The organism is Shewanella sp. SM101 (assembly GCF_025654465.1).
In the GTDB taxonomy this organism is placed as follows: Bacteria; Pseudomonadota; Gammaproteobacteria; order Enterobacterales; family Shewanellaceae; genus Shewanella; species Shewanella oncorhynchi.
The window spans coordinates 38,363-59,304 of sequence record NZ_JAKKRH010000021.1 but is presented as its reverse complement, the minus strand read 5'-3'; the positions used below and the strand labels follow the sequence as shown (position 1 = coordinate 59,304).

Sequence of the window (20,942 nt, the reverse complement as noted above, 5' to 3'; positions counted from 1 at the left end):
GATGCGGCCTTTATTTTAGATAACCTTAGATCACCCAAAAGTATTAACCTGTGCCAATATAAAACCCATACCCTAGACGCCCATATTCTTCAGAACATAAAATACGCAGCCCGAAAGTGAGATAAGTATCTTACTCAACAACTCTTTTTAGCTTGCCGTACTAAAGATGATTAGACGCTTATCCATTCTATTAGCTTTTTTCGCGATACTGATGGGGCTCGTATACTGTGCCTACAGTCTGATAACTCGGATTAACTTTAATTCCCACCATCAAGTAGGAGAAGTCATCGACACTCTAAACGGGGTTAATATCTATTATAACGGAGGAGTTAATACCCATTCAGGACGCAACCTATCTATAGATGGTTATAACTTAGGTATTCAATATCAATGTGTTGAATTTGTTAAGCGCTACTTTTACCAACGCTACCAGCATAAAATGCCTGACGCTTTAGGCCATGCTAGAGACTTTTTTGATAACAAGTTAAGCGATGGCATGTGGAATGAAAAACGCGCTATGTGGCAATACACTAATGCGAGTCAGACCAAACCTATGCAGGATGATCTACTCGTGTTTTCTCCATGGATATTTAACCCCTACGGTCACGTTGCAATCATTGCCTCAGTTACCGATAGCAGTATTGAAATTGCCCAGCAAAATCCCGGCCCCTTTGGCCCATCACGCGAACGGTTGGCATTAATTCAACAAAACGGCCTCTGGTATATTGATGCGCCTCGAGTAAAAGGTTGGTTAAGATGGCAGGCCCCGGAAATCACAGCATCCCCGATAGCAGAATCCGCAAATACGCCATTCCCCAGTAAGCTTCACTGAGAAATAACAATAATGTCAGTATTAACTTGGATTAAACAACGCCTTGTGCGTAATAGTGATAGCCTCAAGCAATCTAGGCCACAAACTGAGTTACGCACTGTTTTTCATCAAACCCAGATGCCCAATATCAGCTTGCCAATCATACAAACCTATCCACTCGTTGTACCTATGAACAGAGAAGATATTTTTGCTTATCAATTGCATTGCTTGCTGACTTACCAAGGGAAAGAGGCCTTAAACACTTTACTTAGCCAGGCAGGCTTTAACACATTGCCCGAGCAAACGGTCAACTTTAACGGTTTTATCGAACACCCAACCCAAGCGACCTGCGTATTACTGAACCAATATGACGATTTTGCGGGTGTGTGCATAACCTTAGTGACCAATGACAAACCCTTGCTAGAAGCATTAATCAGATTCAAATCCGCCCCGCCCAATCCATGGGAAAGCTTTCCCAATATCGATCCCGATACTCTCGGCAGTCTTCAAGGTAATATCGACTTTTGGTGCAGCTATTTTTGGCGCCCCTATTGGCTATCACTCTCAGAAGCCGAGCACTTGCAATATCCTGAAAGTTGGCGGGAATTTAGCGAGTTTCATTAAAACTTAAGGTATGCAAGCACTTAATGCAGGATAAAAAATGAAATTGAAATATGTTGGGTTAGCACTGACGTTACTGCTACTTGGTGGTTATCTGATCCCTGAGTCACCCGCGATCCCAGTAAAAGGTGCCAGCAGTAAAGATTGGAACAGCCAAACCTTTTGGTATGAACCTTGGGGTCCATCGGGCGTTCACAAGGGGATAGATATTTTCGCCGCCAAAAACACCGCAGTGATTGCACCAACGCCTATGCTGATCTTGTATCGAGGTGACTTCTTCAAAGGAGGAAATGTGGTGGTTGGTTTAGGTCCGAAATGGCAAATTCATTACTTTGCCCATTTAGCACAAATTGAATCAGCCACGGGATTGATTGCCTACCAAGGTGACACTTTGGGTACTGTCGGCGATACGGGTAATGCACAAGGTAAACCGCCCCATTTGCACTATTCCATTTTGAGCTTATTACCTAAACCTTGGCTGATGGATACTTCAACCCAAGGTTATAAAAAGGCCTTTTATCAAAACCCTATCGAGTATTTAACTGCACTATAGGCTTAACGACTTACTTTAATCAGCTTATTGGCAGTCCAATATCAAGCTGAGGTTCTGCGGTTTTTGATGGGATTTCATGCTCAACTGCCGCAGCTAATGCTTCTCTCTCTGCCTTCGCAATATATTTAGGTTTATTGCTAGATTGCAGTTTGGCATTGGCCTTTTTTGCCTTGCTCTTCAAGGTTTGATTAATCTTCTTTTTACGGTTCATCAGAGTACCAATGCGAGATACGGTATAAAGGGGCGCGATTATAGCCTTCCATCAACGCGCCAGACAATCGAAAGCACTAAAGCAAACGCGTGATCCAATCAAATAATCAAACCTGCGACTAAAACATAGGTCTCCTAAATCAAACACAAATGCCAAAAAAGGTAATGCTTTACCGACATGAACTCGCACTATATGCATGGCCTTTACAGTAAAACCTCTCGATACCGAGTGCTGTGTCGCAATTTATTCATACTGTCGTCAAATCATGCAATTTCCTGTATGGCGTGACTAGACAAGCTGTAATTCCTCCCCTAAAATCGCGAATAATAAAAATCGTTATCATTTGCAATACAATTTAATGGAATATTAACCTATGCCAAGGGAGCCGGTGTAACAAACTCATTCGCCCTTAGCAGGAAGTTATATGACATTCAAAACCTCGTTTGTTGCTTTAGCCGTATTGGCAGCGTTAACCCAATCCGCTGCGGCCCAAGATGCCACCGACAACAGTCCAAACAACAAAAATAAAGACATAGAAAAAATCACTGTCACCGCGAGTCGAATGGATAAATCCCCCAGCTCGATCCCCAATACTGTCACTATCATCGACCGCGCCCAATTAGAAGAACAGTTCCGCACCACTAAAGATTTATCGACTATTATCGGTAACTTAGCGCCTAGCTTTTCACCGAGCCGCCAGAAGATGAGTAACACAGGTGAAACCCTGCGTGGTCGTCCGCCATTGATTATGATCGACGGCGTGCCTCAATCGAACCCACTTCGCAGTGGTGGTAGAGAGGGGCAAACTATAGATCCTGCCATGATTGAGCGCATCGAAATCATTCACGGCGCCAATGCCATGCACGGTCTCGGTGCCCAAGGCGGCATCATCAACTACATCACTAAAAAGCCAACAGGCGACAGCGAACAGGTTGCTAGTTTCGATGTCACAGTGCCTGATTCAATGAAATCCAATGGCTTAAGCTTTGGTGCTAGCTATGCGTTTTCTGGCGAGTCAGAATTTATCGACATGATAGGTTCGGTTAGCTACCGCAATAATGGCGTCTATTACGATGCCAATCATAACGTAGTGGGTGTCGACACGACTCAAGGCGAGTCGATGGACAGTCAAAGCAAAGACTTCTTCATCAAGCTTGGCCATAACTTCGATGAGTCTCGCCTTGAATTAATGGTTAACCATTACAATGCAGACAACAATGGCGATTGGATGCCCGTTGCAGGTGACAAGCCCAATGGTGTACCCACAGGTGCAGTTAAAGAAACTCAGCCATGGGAAGCCGCCAACAACCAAGTGACCACCACAAGTTTGACTTACACCCACGCCAACATTGGTGGCCAGCAACTTAGCCTGCAACTCTTTAATCAAGATTTTAAAGCGGTTTATGGCGGTGGCTGTTTCGACAGTTTCTACGATCCATCCTTCGAAGGCAGCGATCAAGTCATCCAATGCGGTATCGGCAGTAAAGGTGAAAGCTTGTACTACGAGCAATCGCGTAACTCTTCGGTTAAATGGGGTTTAAAAAGCGCCTTAATCGCTAAGGATATTGCAGGTTCAGGAATTGATGCGGCCTACGGTGTCGACCTTTTCCGCGACACCACTGAGCAAGATTTAGTAAAAACAGGCTTTTCATGGGTTCCCGAAAGTACCTATGACAACGTTGCGCCATACTTGCAGTTAGATTATGACTTAATTGAAAATTTAACCTTATCGACTGGTGTTCGTTACGAACATGCCGAGTTAAGTGTCGATGACTACAAAACCCTATGGGGTGCAGGCAATAAGCAAATTGCGGGCGGTTCAGCCACCTTCGATGAAACCTTATTTAACGTCGGTATCTCTTATAAAATCACTCCTGACATTCGCGTTTATACCAGCTATAACCAAGGTTTTGGCATGCCGGATATCGGCCGAATTCTGCGTGATGGTAAAAGCTTCCCCGGCGACAATCCCAGCATAGATGGCTCACTGGCGCTCACGCCGATAGTCACAGATAACGTTGAAGTCGGCGCCGATTACCAAGGTAAATACTTAAGCGCCAAGCTAGCTTACTATCGTTCCGCCACTGATTTTGGCTCACGTTTGGCCTTAAATAGTGATGGTTTCTACGACGTGAAGCGCGAAAAGAGTGTGATCGATGGTATTGAAGCCAATGTCACCGCCTACATTACCAGCAATGATGATCTCGGCATGAATATCGCCTTCCAGCAGGGCGAATACGATTCAAATGGTGATAGCCAAGTCGATACCGATCTCGATGGTGCAAATATTTCGCCAAACCGTATCAACCTGTTCTGGACCCATAGCTTCGATAATGAAATGTCGACCCGCGTTCAAGCCAATTACTACATGGACCGCGATTTTAAAAACGCGGCGGGCAACAAGTATGCAGAGTTTGATGGCTACACGACAGTCGATGCTTCCTTCTCCATGCCGCTTTACACTGGCACCCTGAGCCTAGGTTTGCAAAATCTATTTAATAAGGATTATTTCAATTATTACTCACAAACCATGGGTACAAATGATCGTTATTTCAAAGGAATGGGGCGTACTGCAACAATAGGCTACACCTTGCCTTTCTAAGTGAAAGGCCCATTTTGAAACATAAAAAAGCGCAATTACATTGCGCTTTTTTATTGTGTGGAAGTAAGCAAATTATGCCTTGGTCACGACCCAGAGTGCGTGTAATAAACCAGGGAACCAGAACAGTAAACATAACACGATGTTTATTAGCAGATCTTTACCCGCTCCCGCCTTCAAAAATACAGCAACTGGCGGCAATAAAATCGCAATAATGACTAAAAGTAGTTTATTTGTATCCATAACAGAACATCCTCAAAACGGAGATTGTAGGCAAATCAACAAGATCTAACTTCGCAGGAAGACTCAGAATTTGCAAACCTTTTAGTTTGCAAGGCGTAAATAATCCCAGCCGCAGCCTAAATGAAGGCCCTTACCATTCCCTAAAATGAAAAAGGATATTCAACCCATTATCTGTCCAGAGTAGACTAAGATATCCAGTAAACTCCAACCGAAAATCCCTAAAAGCATCTATAGTTAAAGAAAAATATGAAGTAAAAGAATGATATTTGATCCCCAAGCCTTATTACTCATCAAGTTTATTTGCCTGCTTACTAGCACGGCTGCCGTCGCATGGGGACTCATTGCACAACCTTTAAAAATTGCCACTCAAGCCAGTATGCGCTTTTCTCTGGCGAACTTGTTCGTCCTCCTTGGCATCATACTCAACAGCCAACGCACCGAAGCCTCCAGTTACTTTTTTTGGTTCTGCTCGGATATGGCGATTTTGTTTGGCTTCATTCTAGCGCGTTGGGGAACAAAGGCGCTTTTTAGACTCAAGCCCAGCGTAAAATCGGATCTTATTCTTTTAGCACTCACCGCTGGTGTGATGCTCTTGGTTCCACCTAATTTCAGCTCCGAACGCATTTTGGCCATCGTATTCTCAGCCTGCGCCGCGCTCATTTTCGCCATGTTAACTCGAGATAACTATCTTGCCATCAAACGCGATACGGGAAATCGAGTTGCCATCGCTATGGTCATGCCTTTAGTCGCCATGGTGGGTATTTTTATCATTCGTATCTTTATCGCCCTGCTTTCTCCCGAAGAAAGTCCGATGTTTATCGCCATGCACACGCAAGAAGCCATACCTGTGCTTTGGTTCTATGTCTTTCTGGCCCTATTGATCAATATCGTGATGATAGGTAATGCCATGACTCGGCTTGTCAGTAAAATCCGCATGTTAGCGGAGCGGGACCAACTCACAGGCCTGTGGAATCGCCGTGCTATGCATAAGTTTTTAAACAATATCCATCAACGCTGGCTGCGGGATAAAGTACCTTACAGTATGATTTTATTGGATCTTGATCATTTTAAAGATATCAACGATCAATACGGGCACGATGCGGGCGATCTCGCCCTGCTGACGGCGGCGAGACTGTTTGGGTCGGTATTGCGAGAAAATGACGCCCTATGTCGTCACGGTGGAGAGGAGTTTCTGGTGATTTTACCTGCGACCGATGCTCCCGCGGCCAGAGTCGTCGCCGAGAAATTGCATCAAATACTTAAGGACAATTCATTTATCTGGCAAGGTGTTACGATAAAAATTCATGCTAGTTTAGGTTACGCCACTATTTATCAAGGATGCCAACCTGACAAACTACTCATTCAAGCAGACCAAGCTATGTACCGCGCAAAATCTGAAGGCCGAGACCGTATTTGCCAAGCTTGCTAGGCTTTCGCAACATAACGCTGCAAAGATTAATCTCCTTTCGCTGGCCAAGCCAAAGTCTCGGGCTCACGCCATGCAACTAGCGCCTCAGTGACACCTTCAGCGCCAAAATGCTCACCTTGAGTCGGTAAATCCCGATAAGCGTAATCACGCCAACCTGTCACTTCATCACCATAGCGAAAATGCAAGCAATAGGCATGCAGATAACACCGATCCGCTGCCCCACCGCCGTATAAATCATCCCCTAAAATGGGTACACCTAAGCTCGCCAAGGCGACTCTTAATTGATGGGTTTTACCTGAGTGGGGTTTAAGCAAATATAAACGCAATCCCTCGCAAACACTCAAAGAGAAAAACTGCGTAATCGCTGGATTCTCTTTAGTCCGCAGTAACTTAAACATGCTACGACGCGACTTTGCCATGTCACCAATCACCCAGCCTTGCTTCTTCTTCGGCTTGCCTTTCGCGAGGGCGAGGTAATATTTCTGCACTTTATGGGCGGTAAACAGCTCAGTAAATTGCTTGGCGGCGACCGCGCTCTTAGCCAGAATCAACAGACCGGACGTGGGCGTATCGAGTCGATGAACAGCAAAAAGCTTAATCCCTAAATCTTGCTCAGCCTGCGCCACCACGCCTGCAGTCCCATCCTGACTGTGGAAATGCACTTTGGCTGATTTGGAAATAACAATAAAATCAGCCTCATCGGCTATGATTCGATACATGGAGTACTCGGCGTTGTAATGCGGATCATCGACTTAAAACTGAATAGTGACGACTAAGCCAGGATGATTATCCGTGAGATTAATTTTGGCATTGTGCCGTGAGAGAATCGCTTTGACCATAGATAATCCTAAACCAGTACCCTGTAAATGCCGGCTAGGGTCGAGGCGCACTAAACGTTCGAACACTCTTTCTTTACTCTCGTCTGGAATACCAGGGCCATTATCGCGGATCTGAATTTGTGGGCCTGACTGAATAATCTCAATCCGCGCACCTTGGCCAGAATACTTCATCGCATTATCGACAAGATTATATAAGGCTTGGAATAATAAGTATTTATCACCAAAAACCTTATGATCTGTCAGTAACGATAAACTCAAGGTTTGCTCGTTAGATTCAGCCACAGCATCGGCCATATCCAATAAGTCGGTACACAGTTGCGCTAGGCTTAACTCCTGCAAATCGAGTATCTGCTGACCTTCTTCGATACGCGTGAGCGACAACATGGCATCAAACGTCGCTAAACAATGATCGAGTTCCTCGGTCAAAATGGCGCAACCTTCGCTAATCTCATTGCTCGGCTTACTCGCCAACTCTTCAATACCAATACGGATATGTGACAGTGGAGTACGTAAATCATGGGCGATATTATCGGTCGCACCACGCACTGCCATCAGGTTATTTTCGAGAATATCCAGCACATTATTAAACTGCAGCGCCAACATATCGAACTCATCCTGACGCCAACTCAAGGGTAAGCGGGTATCATAATGACCGCGTTCAATCTGTTCACTCAAGCGGTTGTATTGCACTAATCGACGTAAAATCGCCTTAGAAAACAGATAGCCGAGCGCTAAAGTCAACACTACGGTAAGCATGACAGCCGTCGCGGCGGCACTGATAAACTTATCAATTAACGTCGCTAAGTTATCGGTACGGGTCGCAATCAACACAGGGCCGTAGCGGGTCATCACCAGACCGCCAGTAAGAATATGCAGCTTATCTGGGCCACCGGTTAAGATAGGAAAATCCCGCGTTTGCGGCAGCATGGGCATGCCTTCTGGCATAAAACTCAAGGCACCGACCATATCGTAGCTATTACGCCAAGCGATCAGGGCCGTTTGTGGATCGGCGGCGCGGATTTGAGCGGCAAAACTACGGCGATCAACCGTTAGGGCAAGTTGCTGATAACGTTGGGTCTCTGACTCTAAATATTGAGTCACTTGATACTGCTGCTCAATAATCAACTGCCGATAGAGGGCAAATAGCAACGCCCCGATGATCACTATCACTAAGGTCGAAAAAACGATTGTGATGCGCCAGGCGCTGCTTTGGTAAGGCTTAATGCCTTTGTCGTAAGCGATAACCCGCTCCCCTCACGGTTTCGATAAGCTCGCCATGGCCTAACTCTTCAAATTTACGGCGTAATTTTGCGATATGCACATCGATGACGTTAGTGCGCGGGTCGAAGTGATAATCCCACACTGCTTCGAACAATAAGGTGCGGCTAATAACTTGATTAGCATGTTCCATCAGATACTTAAGTAACTGAAACTCTTTTGGCTGTAGCATCAACTCTTGCCCGTCTAAAGTGACATTACGGGTCAGTAACTCCATCTTCAAACCACCAACAACGAGATCAGTTGTCACAGGCACAGATTGCCCACGGTGCATTAGTTTTTCAGCGCGAACTAATAACTCGGAGAAAGCAAACGGCTTAGTCATATAGTCGTCGCCACCTGCCCGCAAGCCTTTTACTCGCTCATCGACGTGCGCTAAAGCGGATAAAATCAGCACTGGTGTTTGATTACCCGTAGCCCTTAAGGCGGCCAGCAATTTTAAGCCATCGAGTTGAGGTAACATGCGGTCGAGGATCACGAGATCGTACTGACTACTCGTCGCAAGTGACAGGCCTTGATGGCCATCGCTCGCCGTTTCGATATTGTGGCCCTGCTCAAAAAATCCTTTGACGATGTAATCAATCGTCGTCGCATCATCTTCAACTAAAAGTATTTTCATCTGTATGTTGCGCTCCTCAATCTTAAGCACTCGTGTGAGCACTCGATTGACTTAGATATTTCAATCCCACTTGAGTAAAGGTAACGGTCGTAAATTTTCGACATCAAAGGCCAACTTAAACTTACCCGTATCGTCTAACAGCTTAAGTTCTAAGTAACTGATACCTAAGTCGTGGTCTAACTTTGCTTCGGTTAAGAAGGCTTTATGATCTTTAGTGGCCTTAATGATTAGACCTGAAAAGGTTTGATCTTTTGCCGCGATCATACGCGTTGCCTCAACCTCACCCAGATCATCGGCGCTTACTTTACTCGCCTTTTGTTTCAGTAACTTACCATCACGGGCACGATATTCAAACCGCGTAATAGAGTTTGCTAAAGGATTAATTAACTCAAATTGATAGACTAATTCACCCTCTTGCTCTTCCATATGAAATTCGGCAATCACACCGGAGAACCCTTTTTCAATCTGCTGCATAACGCTCAACGGCGGTACATAGTCTCCACCCGCAAACATCGAATACATGCTCTGAGCCGCCGTTGCGACACCAGATACCAACATGAATCCTAGCAACCATAGTCTCATGGCCCCTCCATATAAATCAGCTAAGTTTGTATCTTATGAGACAATCAGTTAGAAGTCGATGGACCTATTGCGCCTGTATGCAATTCCAAGCTAATCCCTCACAATTTACCACTGGATATAGAATCACACTGTGTCAGCGTTAACTCTGGTTCGGCCATCAATTGATCTGAAATCCAACGTCAACAGCACCTAAATCGCCGATAAGCCAAACACTCAATCTTTTTGTGGCTAATGTGCTAAGTCTACCTAATACCAACTTAAACGCCGATGGAAACAAGATTAAGCTTTGATCATCTGGGGATTTTTAAACATGACATTTTCAGTGATAACACTCAATTTCGCCATTTAGAATCAAGAGGATTGAATTTTAGCGGGTATTTTAGTCTATCTGTGTCATTAAAAAGTGGGATTGGCAAATAAATCGCCCTCGACTAAAGTCAGATAACTTAGCATCAGGTAACGGTATTTTTAAATCGGAGCGCAAATGAAACCAGTCATACGATGGATAAGCTTAAGCTTGTTATTAATAGCAGCATTAAGCGCTTATGCCTATGGCAGCGCCACCAGTGCATTGGTGTTCATCATCTTAGGAATGCTATTGGAAGGGACATTTTGGATTGGATTGCTGGGTAAAAAACGTCATTAGAGTGCGATATCACGTTATTCCAAAATATGAATTTGTTCGGATTTGAGTGCCACTGTGGTTTGCATTCCTTTTGTGAGTGCAAGTTTTTGGGCAAAATGCAGCGAGACTTCGGTGTTAAGTTGTAACTGAGTACCTGTGATATAGCAGATAAGCCGGACCGATTCCCCCATCACCAGCATAGCGTCGATAGTGACATCTAACTTATTAAAGCTGCGGCATAAACGCCCTTTGGAAATCGAATTAAACCGAATACCTTGGTTGGGGATAACCCAACGAACTCGACTTTCCACAGGGCGATCTTTGCCATAGTCGCAGGCAATTAGCTGCTCACCAAATTTAAGCCAAGTGAGATTTTTAGTGCTGTCTTGAAATACCACTTCACCATCAAAAATATTTCTTAGCCCCATCTGCCTAGCCACAGCTTCATTTCGTGGCCGCGATAACACCTCGAAAGGTGCACCTTGCTGTAGCATCTTGCCTTGGCTGATCAAAATCATCGAATCAGCCAGCAGCAAGGCTTCATTTAAGTCATGGGTGACCATAATAACTGGGCAAAGTAACTGCTCTTTGAGGCGCGCCAGTTCGAGATATAAACGCTCGCGGGTTTCCCTGTCTACCGCCGAAAAAGGCTCATCGAGTAATAATACTGAAGGTTCGCGGGCAAGTGCCCGGGCAAGCGCGACCCGCTGACGCTGACCGCCAGATAAATGCGCTGGCAATCTATCGGGTAGGCCTTGTAGGTTGACTCGCTCAAGCCAATCTTTCGCGCGTACAATGCGCTCAGATTTAGGGATATGGTCAAGTCCAGCGACTACGTTTTCCAAGGCAGTGAGATTCGGAAATAAGCCAAAATGCTGCGGCATATAACCGATATGGCGTTGCTGCGGGCTTAAGGCGATGCGCGCATTATCATCAAACCAAGGCCGTTCGCCAAAATGGATTTGGCCCGTATCGGGATGATTTAATCCAGCGATCATCCGTAGCAAGGTCGTTTTGCCACCGCCAGACGGCCCCACCACAGCGAGCACTTCGCCAGCTTTACAACGAAAATCAGCGTTGAGTTTAATGTGTTTATGGTTTTGGATCTGACACTGCAGATCAGCGATGATTTGCGCCACGCTGACCTCCTAAACGCCGCGATAGACTGGTTGTTAGTGCTAACGCCGTCACGGCAAACAGCAATAAGACTAATGACATAGTGCCAGCAGCATTAAAATCGAATGATTGCACACTGTCATAAATTGCAATCGAAATCGTCTTAGTCTCGCCAGCGATATTGCCGCCCATCATCAACACAACGCCAAACTCGCCGAGCACATGGGAGAAACACAACACCAGCGCGGTTAGCACACCCGGCCACACCATAGGCAATTCAATCTTAAGCAATATTTTAAGTCGGCTCATGCCACAACAAGCTGCGGCATCGCGGACATCATTCGGCACAGCTTCAAAGGCCCGCTGGATCGGCTGCACCGCGAAGGGGATATTGACGAACACGGAAGCGATAACCAGACCAGAAAAATGAAACACGAGCTGCTGGCCAGTCAGTTGCTCTATCCATTGTCCGAGCCAACTCTGACTACCGAGCCCCACCAGCAAGTAATAGCCAATCACAGTCGGCGGTAACACTAAGGGCACCATGATCAGCGCTTCGACCCAAGATTTACCGACAAATTGGCGGTAGGCCAAAGCTCGCCCCGCGAGTATCGCAAGGGGGATCAGCACCAATACTGTGATGCTGCTGAGTTTGACCGATAACCACAGCGCCTGCCAATCCATTGGAATCCTTAACTTACTGGCAAACCAAAACCGTATTGAGTGAATACGGCGCGGGCGGCGTCTGACTGTAGATATTGGTAGAAACGCTCGGCGGTTGAGCTAGCCTTAGGCATTAACGCCATACGTTGATTCAGCGGACCATGGAGATCTGAGGGCAGAGCTAAATAATGACCGAGGGCCTGAAACTGCGGCGCAATTGCCAGTGATAAAGGAATAATTCCGCCTTGAGTAGAGCCGCTGATCGCAAACTGCGCCGCTTGGGAGGCGTTTTCGCCTAAGATCAACTTAGTTTGTAGCTCATCCCATAAACCGAGTTTTTTCAATAACTCTCGGGCGCGTTCACCGTAGGGTGCATGGTCAGGATTGGCAATCGCAAAACGCTCTAGCTGACCCGCGGCCATTAATGCTTTTAGGCCATTGAGTTCGATATCTAGTGCGAGCGGTGAATTTTTAGGGGCGACTAAGGCTAAACGGCCAACGGCATACTGCACGCCCTCGCCTTGGGTAAAACCGACTTTGTTCAGCTCGGCAATATAACGCTCATCGGCGCTCAGCAGCATTTCAAACGGCGCACCGTGTTGAATTTGCGCGACAAAATTTCCCGATGAACCATAAGAGACCCGTACTTTGAGACCCGTTTCTGCGGTGAAGTTTTTAACAATGTCATCCAAGGCAAACTTGATATTAGCCGCCGCGGCGATGGCAGGAATCGGCGCATTATCCACTGCGCGACTGGTCGATGGTACAACTGCTAAGCAAAACAGTAATACAAAACCAAGGGAGTGGAAGAAACGGGTCAAACTCTGCATTGGGTCACCTCAGTGCCGTGTTCGCGTTCATGTAGAGCTAGCAAGCTGCCTTGCCACTGCGCGTATTTTTGCTGTAACTAATCTTTGTGTTGCCACAGTTTGGCAGCTTGTTCATCGGCATCTTTCGCCTCAACCCAACTTTTACCTTGCTCGCCCGCTTCTAATTTCCAGAATGGCGCCTTGGTTTTTAGGAAGTCGATTAAGAATTCACAGGCCGCGAAGGCGGCTTTGCGATGGGCGCTGGTTACGCCGATAAATACAATTTGCTCACCTAAGGCCATAGTGCCCACGCGGTGAATCACAGTGACTTTGTTCAGTGGCCAGCGACTGCGCGCCTCGACAACGATTTGTTCTAGCACGGCTTCTGTCATGCCAGGATAGTGCTCTAAGGTTAAGTCAGTCACGGCGGCGCCATCATTAAAATCACGCACTTTACCGACGAAAGTGACTACGGCACCATCGCTATCATCTTGAGCCAACTGCCGATATTCGTCGGTCACACTAAAATCGACTTCTTGCACTCGAACTGCGGGTAATAAGCGCATATTAACCTCCGGTAACGGGTGGGAAAAAGGCGACTTCATCACCATCGTTTACAGGCGTATCCCATTGACTGATGGTCTGATTTACCGCTACCAGCAATTTGTCTGAGGTTAATACTTTAGCCCATTTATCGTCGGTGGCGGCCAGCGTCGCACGTAACGCTTCAGCGGTTTGTGTCTGCTCGCTCGCCTCTAGGCTTAATTTAGCTGTGCCCAATAATTCTCGAACTTGAGCAAAAAACAACACGTTAATCATAATCTTCTCTCGTTTTTGATCCGCTTAACTGACTCACCAATAGCGCGTCAGACTTAAGCTTGGACAGCTTCGCTCACTTGGTAATCTGCCGAGTGGCTAAAGCCTATTCTGTCAGGCTAAACCTTAAAATGTCCCGATTTGCCGCCACGTTTTTCTAGCAAACGGACTTGGGAGATCACCATATCTTTTTGCACGGCTTTGCACATATCGTAGATAGTTAATGCCGCCACTGAGGCCGCAGTTAAGGCTTCCATCTCTACGCCTGTTTTGCCGGATAATTTACACAGACTGGTGATACGCACGCGGTTATGTTCAGGCTGCGCTTCTAAATCGACTTCAACTTTAGTCAGCATTAGTGGATGACATAAAGGGATAAGATCTGAGGTTTTTTTCGCGGCTTGAATACCCGCAATACGAGCAGTGGCAAACACATCACCCTTGTGGTGGCTGCCACTCATGATCATCTCGAGTGTCGTGCTCGCCATCTCGATAAACGCTTCGGCACGGGCTTCACGCTCGGTGACGGCTTTTTCGGTGACATCGACCATATGGGCGTTGCCATCGGCATTAATATGGGTAAATACATTGCTCATTGGAGCGATCCTTTCGTTTGAGGACAAAACAAAGTGCAAGGGAAATTGGGCTTATACTCGCGCTAAATCGGCGGTGATGAAGAACCTAAATACGGGCTAGCCACCAATAGAGGCGAGATGCTGAGTGACACCTGTAATGCCTTGATGCAAGTAATGGGTGGCTTTCTTCTGGGCTAATTGACCGTGCAAACGCTCAATTAATTCCGCTTGTTGGCTAGAATGCTGCAGCAGATCACGCAAATCGACACCGGATTCGGTGAAGAGGCACAAGTGCAACTTGCCCTTCGCCGATACGCGCAGGCGATTACAGCTGGCACAGAAGTTAGTCGCATAGGGCATGATCAAGCCGATACGGCCCTGATAATCGCTGCGGCTGAAATTTTGGGCTGGACCATCGGAGGCACTTGGCGTATCTAATTGCCAGCCATCTGCCAGTAACTGTGCTTTGATGTCGGCGCCCGCTAGGTGATGGGCTTCAAAATACTCACGACCAAGACCCGTTTCCATCAGCTCGATAAAACGCAGGTCGATTGGCGTGTGTTTAATCCAGTGTAAAAAACGTGGCAAATCTTTATCGTTTAAACCTTTAAGCAGTACGGCGTTGATTTTTACTCGCTCGAAACCTGCTGACAAGGCGGCATCAATCCCCCGCATCACTTCGTCAAACTTATTTTCGCCGGTGATCTGGTAAAACATTTTGGGATCTAAACTATCCACGGACACATTGATACGACGCAAGCCAGCATCGAACCATTCTTTGGCATGCTTTTCGAGTCGATATCCATTAGTGGTCGTCGCAATAGTATGAATGCGCGGGTTATCAGCGACGACACGAATGATGTCGGTAAAGTCTTTACGCAGGGTAGGTTCACCGCCTGTAATGCGGATTTTTTGGGTGCCGACTTGGCTAAATGCGGAGACTAAGTTTTCTATCTCATTGAGAGATAAGAATTTTGGTTTACCTTCAGGATGATAACCATCAGGGAGGCAGTAACTGCATTTGAAGTTACAAACGTCAGTGACTGACATCCGTAAATAGTGAAATTTTCGACCAAAGCTGTCTTGTAATTGAGACATGATCACCTTTCCAAGTGTGGGAGGTGAGAGCATTTCTTATCCCACCCCGGTGGCATTATTACCACGGCTACACCTCCATATCTTTCGACTTAGGCAGGCAAGCTCGGAGAACCGTCGTCGGTGATTATAGGCCGAAAGTACTCACTAGCTATACCCCTAAACAGGTATTTATTAACCTAGATCACGCTAGCGTGAATAATCTGTGACAGTCCTCACCTAAAGATTTGTATTGAATTAGACTAAACAGCAGCTTAATCCACTGTGACCTTATCTTATTTTCAGGTAAGGTGGTGCAAGCAATAAAACGCCCGTTTACAAACTACAACACTCGATAAAAATCGGGGAAACGTGAAGGAAGAGGTGAACTGATGGAACGCGAATCAATGGAATTCGATGTTGTTATCGTCGGTGCTGGTCCAGCTGGCTTGGCCACGGCATGTCGATTAATGCAAATATCACAGGATTCAGGTAAAGAAATTACCGTCTGTGTGGTAGAAAAAGGCTCAGAAGTGGGCGCGCATATTCTGTCAGGCGCAGTGTTCGAGACAAAAGTGCTAGACGAGCTATTCAGTGACTGGCGCGAAAAAGATGCTCCAATAAAAACCGCTGTCACCCACGACGAAATTTACCTACTCAGCTCAGCCACCGACGGCAGAGTCATGCCTAATGCTTTTGTGCCAAAAACCATGCACAACGACGGCAATTTTATTATCAGCGTCGGTAATCTGTCCCGCTGGCTTGCCAATCGCGCAGAAGAACTCGGTGTCGAAATATTCCCCGGCTTTGCCGCCAGTGAACTACTATTTAACGCCGATAACAGCGTTAAAGGTATTTTGATTGGCGATATGGGAGTGGGTGCCGATGGCGAACCCAAAGACAGCTTTATGCCAGGCATGGAGTTGCACGCTAAATATACCGTTTTCTCCGAGGGTTGCCGCGGCCACTTAGGCAAGCAACTTATCGAAAAATACCATTTAGATAATGGTAAAACACCACAGCATTACGGTTTAGGCTTCAAAGAAATTTGGAAAGTCCCCGCCGAACAACACGAACAAGGCAAAGTCGTTCACACAGGTGGCTGGCCATTAACCGAGGGCGCATCGGGTGGCGGCTTCCTTTATCACATGGAAGATAACCAAATTGCGGTCGGCCTTATTATTGATTTGAACTACAAAAATCCGCATCTGAGCCCATTTGACGAATTCCAGCGCTATAAAACCCACCCTGTGATTGCTAAGTATTTAACGGGTGGCGAACGCCTTAGTTATGGCGCACGCGCGATTACTAAAGGCGGCTTAAACTCGCTACCTAAGATGAGTTTTCCTGGCGGTCTTATCATAGGCTGCAACGCGGGTACGTTGAACTTTGCTAAAATCAAAGGCACTCACACCGCGATGAAGAGCGGGATTGTTGCAGCAGAAACCTTAGGTAAAGCCATGATGGCAGGGGTTGAAGGCGGTAAAGATCTCGACTGTTACCAAACCCACCTTGAAGAAAGCTGGCTATACGAAGAATTGCATAAATCCCGCAACTTTGGTCCAGCGATGCACAAATTTGGTACCTATTTAGGCGGCGCATTCAACTATATAGATCAAAACTGGTTTGGCGGAAAGTTCCCTATCACACTGCGTGATGAGCACCCAGACTATGCGCAAATGGCACCTGTGAGCGCTTACAGCAAGATTGATTATCCAAAACCCGATGGCAAGCTTAGCTTCGATAAACTGTCCTCAGTGTATCTGTCGAGCACTTATCATGAGGAAGATCAGCCCTGCCATTTACGTCTCAAGGACAGCAACATTCCACTGGGCATTAACTTGACTCAGTTTAATGAGCCAGCACAGCGTTACTGCCCAGCAGGCGTGTATGAAATCGTCGAAGAGGCGGGTCAACCCAAGTTTGTAATCAATGCGCAAAACTGCATTCATTGCAAAACCTGCGACATAAAAGATCCGAGCCAAAACATCACTTGGGTTACACCGGAAGGCGGTGGTGGTCCAAACTACCCCAACATGTAACATTTGGATGATAAATGTAAACAATGGCGCTCAGTGGAGCGCCTTTTTTTCACCTTTTACACGAATAGTTCACTTTTTTTGCTTGCCCTTACTCGGGACATTGGCCACAATTGCCACACAAAAAAGAGTTCGTTTTCAATCACCATCTCATTTCCATCTATACTCTACATAATTAGATCTACAGCAAGACCAACAGGTTAGGCCAAATAAGTGTTCTATACGCTGTTTTATTCGGCAATCGGCCTAGACTAAGGTTAACTTTTAACATTTCTGTCCGATAATCTTTTACCGTACAAGAGTGCGTTGACCGATAACTCAAAATAGTCCAACACAGGCATATTGATATTTATGATATTTAATAACCTCACCATTAAGCAGAAAATTCTGTTAACAGTGACATTTGCAGTACTGTTGTCGACCATACTCGTCGGCGTATTAAGCCAACGTAGCGCGAAAAATGTCGTACAACAAAGGATGTTAGGTTCGGAATTACCGAGCTTAATGATGCAAATTCGCAATAAGATCGATCTCGACATTTCCACTTTGATGAATGCTGCAGAGCAATTGGCCAGTAGCCGCATGTTACTGCAATGGCTCGAAGACGGTAGACCGCAGGCCCAAGAAACCCAAGTCGTAGCCCAACTCAAAGACATCACTCGTCAATATAAGCTAGCGCAAGCTTCCTACGCAGATAGACAAACTGCCGCCTACTACACTCAGGATGGTTTTTTGCGCGTGCTCACTCCTGCGCAGGATGGCTGGTTTTTTGGTTACCGCGACAGTGGCCAAGAACGTATGTTGAACGTATTTACTGAGGCCAACGGCGAAGTCAAACTCTTCATCAACTACCAACAACCCAATGGTCGCGGCTTAGTCGGGCTTGCTAAATCACTCGATGACATGGTGCGTTTGCTGAGCTCGTTTAAGATTGAAGAAACTGGTTTAGTCTACTTAGTGGATGCTAAAGGTGAGGTAAAACTCCACCCAGATACGAGCCAAATTGGTAAGAGCAGCCTAAGCAGCTTATACAAGGATGCAAGTTCAAGCTCATTATTAAACCGCAGTGATTTCAATCTGATCAATACCAAAATCAATGGCGAAAACATGCTGGTTGCCAGTAGTTATATCGCATCTATGGATTGGTACTTAGTCGCACAGGTGCCAGAGGCCGAAGTATTCGCACTATTAACCGAAGCGGCTTATCAGATCTTAATCTGGACGCTAATCATTGCAGCGGGCTTTATTGTCCTCGCCATCGTGGTGGCAGGTTCAGTAAGTCGTCCTATTGCCCAAGTTGCCGCGATGTTCCACGACATAGGCGAAGGCGAAGGTGACTTACGTCAACGTCTACCTGTCAATGGTGAAGATGAAATTGCGCAACTCGCCAAGGGATTTAACAGCTTTATCAGTAAGATCCAAGATTCGGTCATCGAAGTGGCACAAACCAGCGAACAGCTCGGTTTCTCGGCTAAGGATGTGTCGAATCAGGCACAGCAAACCTTAGAAGACAGCCATGAGCAGAAAGATCGCACTATGATGGTGGTAACGGCCATTAATGAAATGGGCGCGACGGTTAACGAAATTGCCAGTAATGCCGCCCAAGCTGCGGTTGCCGCCAGAGATGCAGATACTGAAGCCAGCAGCGGCCAAGTTGTGGTAACCCGTGCCCGCGATACCATTAACCAATTGTCGAAAGACGTTGGCCAAGTGGGTGAAGTGATTGAGTCCCTCGCGACCCACACTAAATCCATCGGTGGTATTTTAGATGTGATCCGCGCAATCTCTGAGCAGACTAACTTGTTAGCACTTAACGCGGCCATTGAAGCAGCACGTGCCGGCGAAGCTGGACGCGGATTTGCTGTCGTCGCCGATGAAGTGCGTAACTTAGCCTCGCGCACAGCAGCATCGACTAATGAAGTGCAAGGCATGATCGACAAGCTGCAATCGGAAGCCAGCCGCGCGGTTAATGCGATGGCCCAGAGTCGTACCCGCTCCCACGAAGGCGTTGTGGCCGTCGATGAAGCCAGCAAATCGTTAATTGGCATTAGCGATCGCATTGGTCTTATCAGCGACATGAACATTCAAGTTGCTGCGGCAACGGAAGAACAATCCACAGTGGTGGAGGACATCAACCGTAACGTCACTGAAATCAATGACATTACTCAACGTACTGCCAATACTGCACAAGCGGCGGCACAGGCGAGTTTAGCCTTGAATCAACTGTCACACCGCTTAGATACCTTAGTGGCCAAGTTTAAGGTGTAAAACCTTAAAACTTACGCCATAAAAAACGCCTTAGATGTTTCCATCTAAGGCGTTTTTCTTTAACTCGCAGAGGCAATTAATCCATAGCAATAAATTTAATCGTTAATGGATAGCGATACACTTTACCTTCGCTGGCCTTAATAATCGCCAGCACAGTGCACACCAAATCGAATATGCCAAGTATGGCTAAAAAAATGAAACCTATTCCGACCAAAGCTAATACGCCACTGATGATCACATAAATCAACAGGCTCAATTTAAAGTTCAAACAACTACGGCCACATTGATCGACAAATGCGGACTCTTCACGCTTCATCAGCCAAATGATCAAAGGACCAAGAATAGAGCCCAACGGCACTAAGTATCCAATAAAACTTGAGGCGTATACCAGTAAGCCAAAATCTTTATCACTTTTTGTAACGGGTTCAATCATAGGTCATCCCTGTTTTATCATTTTGAATATAAAGCCTTATTTTCCACTCGGCCCATATAAACGCATTTGCCAATCTTCTACTGTCTGTAATGCTAAGCGGCGTTGTAGGCTATTAACCCAACTCAGCGCTAATCCCTCGCAGGAAGCTAAACGATCATAGGCACTGGCATTAAACGTTGGCGAGAAATAGAGTGACATGGCCTCGGCAACACTGATATCAGTACGACGCTCAACTAATTCAATCCTATCGTTTAACTGAATAATCCCTGGGGTTAAGATTCTATAAAACCAACCACATAATTGGCTTTGCTGCATGGCGAGGGCGAATTCTCTGTGGCCAAATTGCAGATTCAATTTAAAACAAGGTGAACGCGGCTGAGTCACTTGCACTTTTACTGCGCCAATTTGCAAGATATCGCCAATATTGACTTGAGTTTCGTTCAGTCCAACTGTGCTAATGTTCTCTCCCATGCTGGGCGCATCTTCGAGCTGGGTGATTAAGTCCCAACGACGATATTGGCCGTAGTGCTCGCGGGGGAAATGATGTAGCACGCGATCAAGGCCGCCATGGTGTTTTGGATCGGCCTGCGCGTCCCCTTCAACATGGTCGATATGCACTAACAGTTGTTGAGCCGCTTGCTTACCATCAATCCCCGTAGCAACACCGGACATTTCTTGAAGATGGTTTCCTAAGTACAATCCAGACAATTTATTAATCAACAACTTTGACATCAGCAAC

Annotated in this window: 23 protein-coding genes and 1 riboswitch; of the genes, 8 read left to right on the top strand and 15 right to left on the bottom strand. The window is 46.3% G+C overall.

Annotated features, from left to right (window positions below; translation table 11 throughout):
• Positions 1–211: 211 nt before the first annotated feature.
• From L5M38_RS13135 to L5M38_RS13125, 3 genes are read left to right on the top strand one after another with little or no spacing between them, the layout of a single operon-like run.
• Entirely contained in the window at positions 212–832 is a 621-nt protein-coding gene (locus tag L5M38_RS13135) for a CHAP domain-containing protein (RefSeq protein ID WP_411569259.1), read from the top strand.
• A gap of 12 nt (positions 833–844) precedes the next feature.
• Positions 845–1,435: a hypothetical protein gene (locus L5M38_RS13130; RefSeq protein WP_263147834.1), complete on the top strand. Its 591-nt coding sequence runs from the start codon at positions 845–847 to the stop codon at positions 1,433–1,435.
• Positions 1,436–1,472: 37 nt separating this feature from the next.
• Entirely contained in the window at positions 1,473–1,985 is a 513-nt protein-coding gene (locus L5M38_RS13125) for a M23 family metallopeptidase (protein WP_168826445.1), read from the top strand.
• 19 nt (positions 1,986–2,004) lie between these two features.
• Here L5M38_RS13125 and L5M38_RS13120 read toward each other — a convergent pair whose 3' ends face one another.
• Positions 2,005–2,196 carry a DUF2986 domain-containing protein gene (locus L5M38_RS13120; RefSeq protein WP_219234725.1) on the bottom strand — a complete coding sequence of 64 codons (192 nt, stop codon included), beginning with the start codon at positions 2,194–2,196 and terminating at the stop codon, positions 2,005–2,007.
• 424 nt (positions 2,197–2,620) lie between these two features.
• Here L5M38_RS13120 and L5M38_RS13115 point away from each other — a divergent pair, with 424 nt between their 5' ends.
• The gene (locus L5M38_RS13115; RefSeq protein WP_219251330.1) at positions 2,621–4,798 is read left to right on the top strand and encodes a TonB-dependent receptor; all 2,178 of its coding nucleotides are present in this window, start codon (positions 2,621–2,623) and stop codon (positions 4,796–4,798) included.
• Positions 4,799–4,870: 72 nt separating this feature from the next.
• Here the strand turns inward: L5M38_RS13115 and L5M38_RS13110 are convergent, their stop codons facing one another.
• The gene (locus L5M38_RS13110) at positions 4,871–5,038 is read right to left on the bottom strand and encodes a YqaE/Pmp3 family membrane protein (RefSeq protein WP_006079767.1); all 168 of its coding nucleotides are present in this window, start codon (positions 5,036–5,038) and stop codon (positions 4,871–4,873) included.
• 259 nt (positions 5,039–5,297) lie between these two features.
• Between L5M38_RS13110 and L5M38_RS13105 the strand changes: the two genes are divergently transcribed.
• Positions 5,298–6,467, top strand: a complete 1,170-nt coding sequence (locus tag L5M38_RS13105; RefSeq protein ID WP_263169708.1) for a GGDEF domain-containing protein — start codon at positions 5,298–5,300, stop codon at positions 6,465–6,467.
• 26 nt (positions 6,468–6,493) lie between these two features.
• Here the strand turns inward: L5M38_RS13105 and L5M38_RS13100 are convergent, their stop codons facing one another.
• From L5M38_RS13100 to L5M38_RS13085, 4 genes are read right to left on the bottom strand one after another with little or no spacing between them, the layout of a single operon-like run.
• Positions 6,494–7,186, bottom strand: a complete 693-nt coding sequence (locus L5M38_RS13100; protein WP_263169707.1) for a TIGR01621 family pseudouridine synthase — start codon at positions 7,184–7,186, stop codon at positions 6,494–6,496.
• 33 nt (positions 7,187–7,219) lie between these two features.
• Positions 7,220–8,476, bottom strand: coding sequence for a sensor histidine kinase (locus tag L5M38_RS13095; RefSeq protein ID WP_263147843.1), 1,257 nt, complete (start codon positions 8,474–8,476; stop codon positions 7,220–7,222).
• A 49-nt stretch (positions 8,477–8,525) separates the two neighbouring features.
• On the bottom strand, positions 8,526–9,203 hold the full coding sequence (locus L5M38_RS13090) for a response regulator transcription factor (protein ID WP_263179379.1): 678 nt from the start codon (positions 9,201–9,203) through the stop codon (positions 8,526–8,528).
• A gap of 60 nt (positions 9,204–9,263) precedes the next feature.
• A complete protein-coding gene (locus L5M38_RS13085) occupies positions 9,264–9,785 on the bottom strand; it encodes a hypothetical protein (protein ID WP_131524044.1) in 522 nt (173 codons plus the stop codon).
• A gap of 484 nt (positions 9,786–10,269) precedes the next feature.
• Here L5M38_RS13085 and L5M38_RS13080 point away from each other — a divergent pair, with 484 nt between their 5' ends.
• Entirely contained in the window at positions 10,270–10,431 is a 162-nt protein-coding gene (locus tag L5M38_RS13080; RefSeq protein ID WP_263179377.1) for a hypothetical protein, read from the top strand.
• A 14-nt stretch (positions 10,432–10,445) separates the two neighbouring features.
• Here L5M38_RS13080 and L5M38_RS13075 read toward each other — a convergent pair whose 3' ends face one another.
• The 7 genes from L5M38_RS13075 to moaA form a co-directional block, all read right to left on the bottom strand.
• Positions 10,446–11,549 (bottom strand): ABC transporter ATP-binding protein, encoded by a 1,104-nt coding sequence (locus L5M38_RS13075; RefSeq protein WP_263179376.1) that lies wholly within the window; start codon positions 11,547–11,549, stop codon positions 10,446–10,448.
• The gene (gene modB, locus L5M38_RS13070; protein ID WP_263179375.1) at positions 11,530–12,210 is read right to left on the bottom strand and encodes a molybdate ABC transporter permease subunit; all 681 of its coding nucleotides are present in this window, start codon (positions 12,208–12,210) and stop codon (positions 11,530–11,532) included. The genes L5M38_RS13075 and modB overlap by 20 nt, the downstream gene beginning before the upstream one ends.
• Before the next feature lie 8 nt (positions 12,211–12,218).
• Positions 12,219–13,019, bottom strand: coding sequence for a molybdate ABC transporter substrate-binding protein (gene modA / locus L5M38_RS13065; RefSeq protein ID WP_263169698.1), 801 nt, complete (start codon positions 13,017–13,019; stop codon positions 12,219–12,221).
• 77 nt (positions 13,020–13,096) lie between these two features.
• Positions 13,097–13,564: a molybdopterin synthase catalytic subunit MoaE gene (moaE, locus tag L5M38_RS13060; RefSeq protein ID WP_006079757.1), complete on the bottom strand. Its 468-nt coding sequence runs from the start codon at positions 13,562–13,564 to the stop codon at positions 13,097–13,099.
• Between the two features lies 1 nt (position 13,565).
• A complete protein-coding gene (moaD, locus tag L5M38_RS13055; RefSeq protein ID WP_006079756.1) occupies positions 13,566–13,817 on the bottom strand; it encodes a molybdopterin synthase sulfur carrier subunit in 252 nt (83 codons plus the stop codon).
• A 116-nt stretch (positions 13,818–13,933) separates the two neighbouring features.
• Positions 13,934–14,410: a cyclic pyranopterin monophosphate synthase MoaC gene (gene moaC / locus L5M38_RS13050; RefSeq protein ID WP_006079755.1), complete on the bottom strand. Its 477-nt coding sequence runs from the start codon at positions 14,408–14,410 to the stop codon at positions 13,934–13,936.
• A 96-nt stretch (positions 14,411–14,506) separates the two neighbouring features.
• A complete protein-coding gene (gene moaA / locus L5M38_RS13045; protein WP_263169696.1) occupies positions 14,507–15,487 on the bottom strand; it encodes a GTP 3',8-cyclase MoaA in 981 nt (326 codons plus the stop codon).
• Positions 15,475–15,608: riboswitch (molybdenum cofactor riboswitch) on the bottom strand. Its footprint overlaps the gene before it by 13 nt.
• Before the next feature lie 247 nt (positions 15,609–15,855).
• Here moaA and L5M38_RS13040 point away from each other — a divergent pair.
• Entirely contained in the window at positions 15,856–17,505 is a 1,650-nt protein-coding gene (locus L5M38_RS13040; protein WP_113941350.1) for an electron transfer flavoprotein-ubiquinone oxidoreductase, read from the top strand.
• 348 nt (positions 17,506–17,853) lie between these two features.
• Positions 17,854–19,770: a methyl-accepting chemotaxis protein gene (locus L5M38_RS13035; RefSeq protein WP_263179374.1), complete on the top strand. Its 1,917-nt coding sequence runs from the start codon at positions 17,854–17,856 to the stop codon at positions 19,768–19,770.
• A gap of 76 nt (positions 19,771–19,846) precedes the next feature.
• On the opposite strand, the gene L5M38_RS13030 is transcribed toward L5M38_RS13035, so the two are convergent.
• Together L5M38_RS13030 and L5M38_RS13025 are read right to left on the bottom strand one after the other, a co-directional pair.
• Positions 19,847–20,203: a DUF4870 domain-containing protein gene (locus L5M38_RS13030; RefSeq protein WP_105251079.1), complete on the bottom strand. Its 357-nt coding sequence runs from the start codon at positions 20,201–20,203 to the stop codon at positions 19,847–19,849.
• A gap of 36 nt (positions 20,204–20,239) precedes the next feature.
• Positions 20,240–20,935 (bottom strand): MOSC domain-containing protein, encoded by a 696-nt coding sequence (locus L5M38_RS13025; protein ID WP_263179373.1) that lies wholly within the window; start codon positions 20,933–20,935, stop codon positions 20,240–20,242.
• Positions 20,936–20,942: the final 7 nt, after the last annotated feature.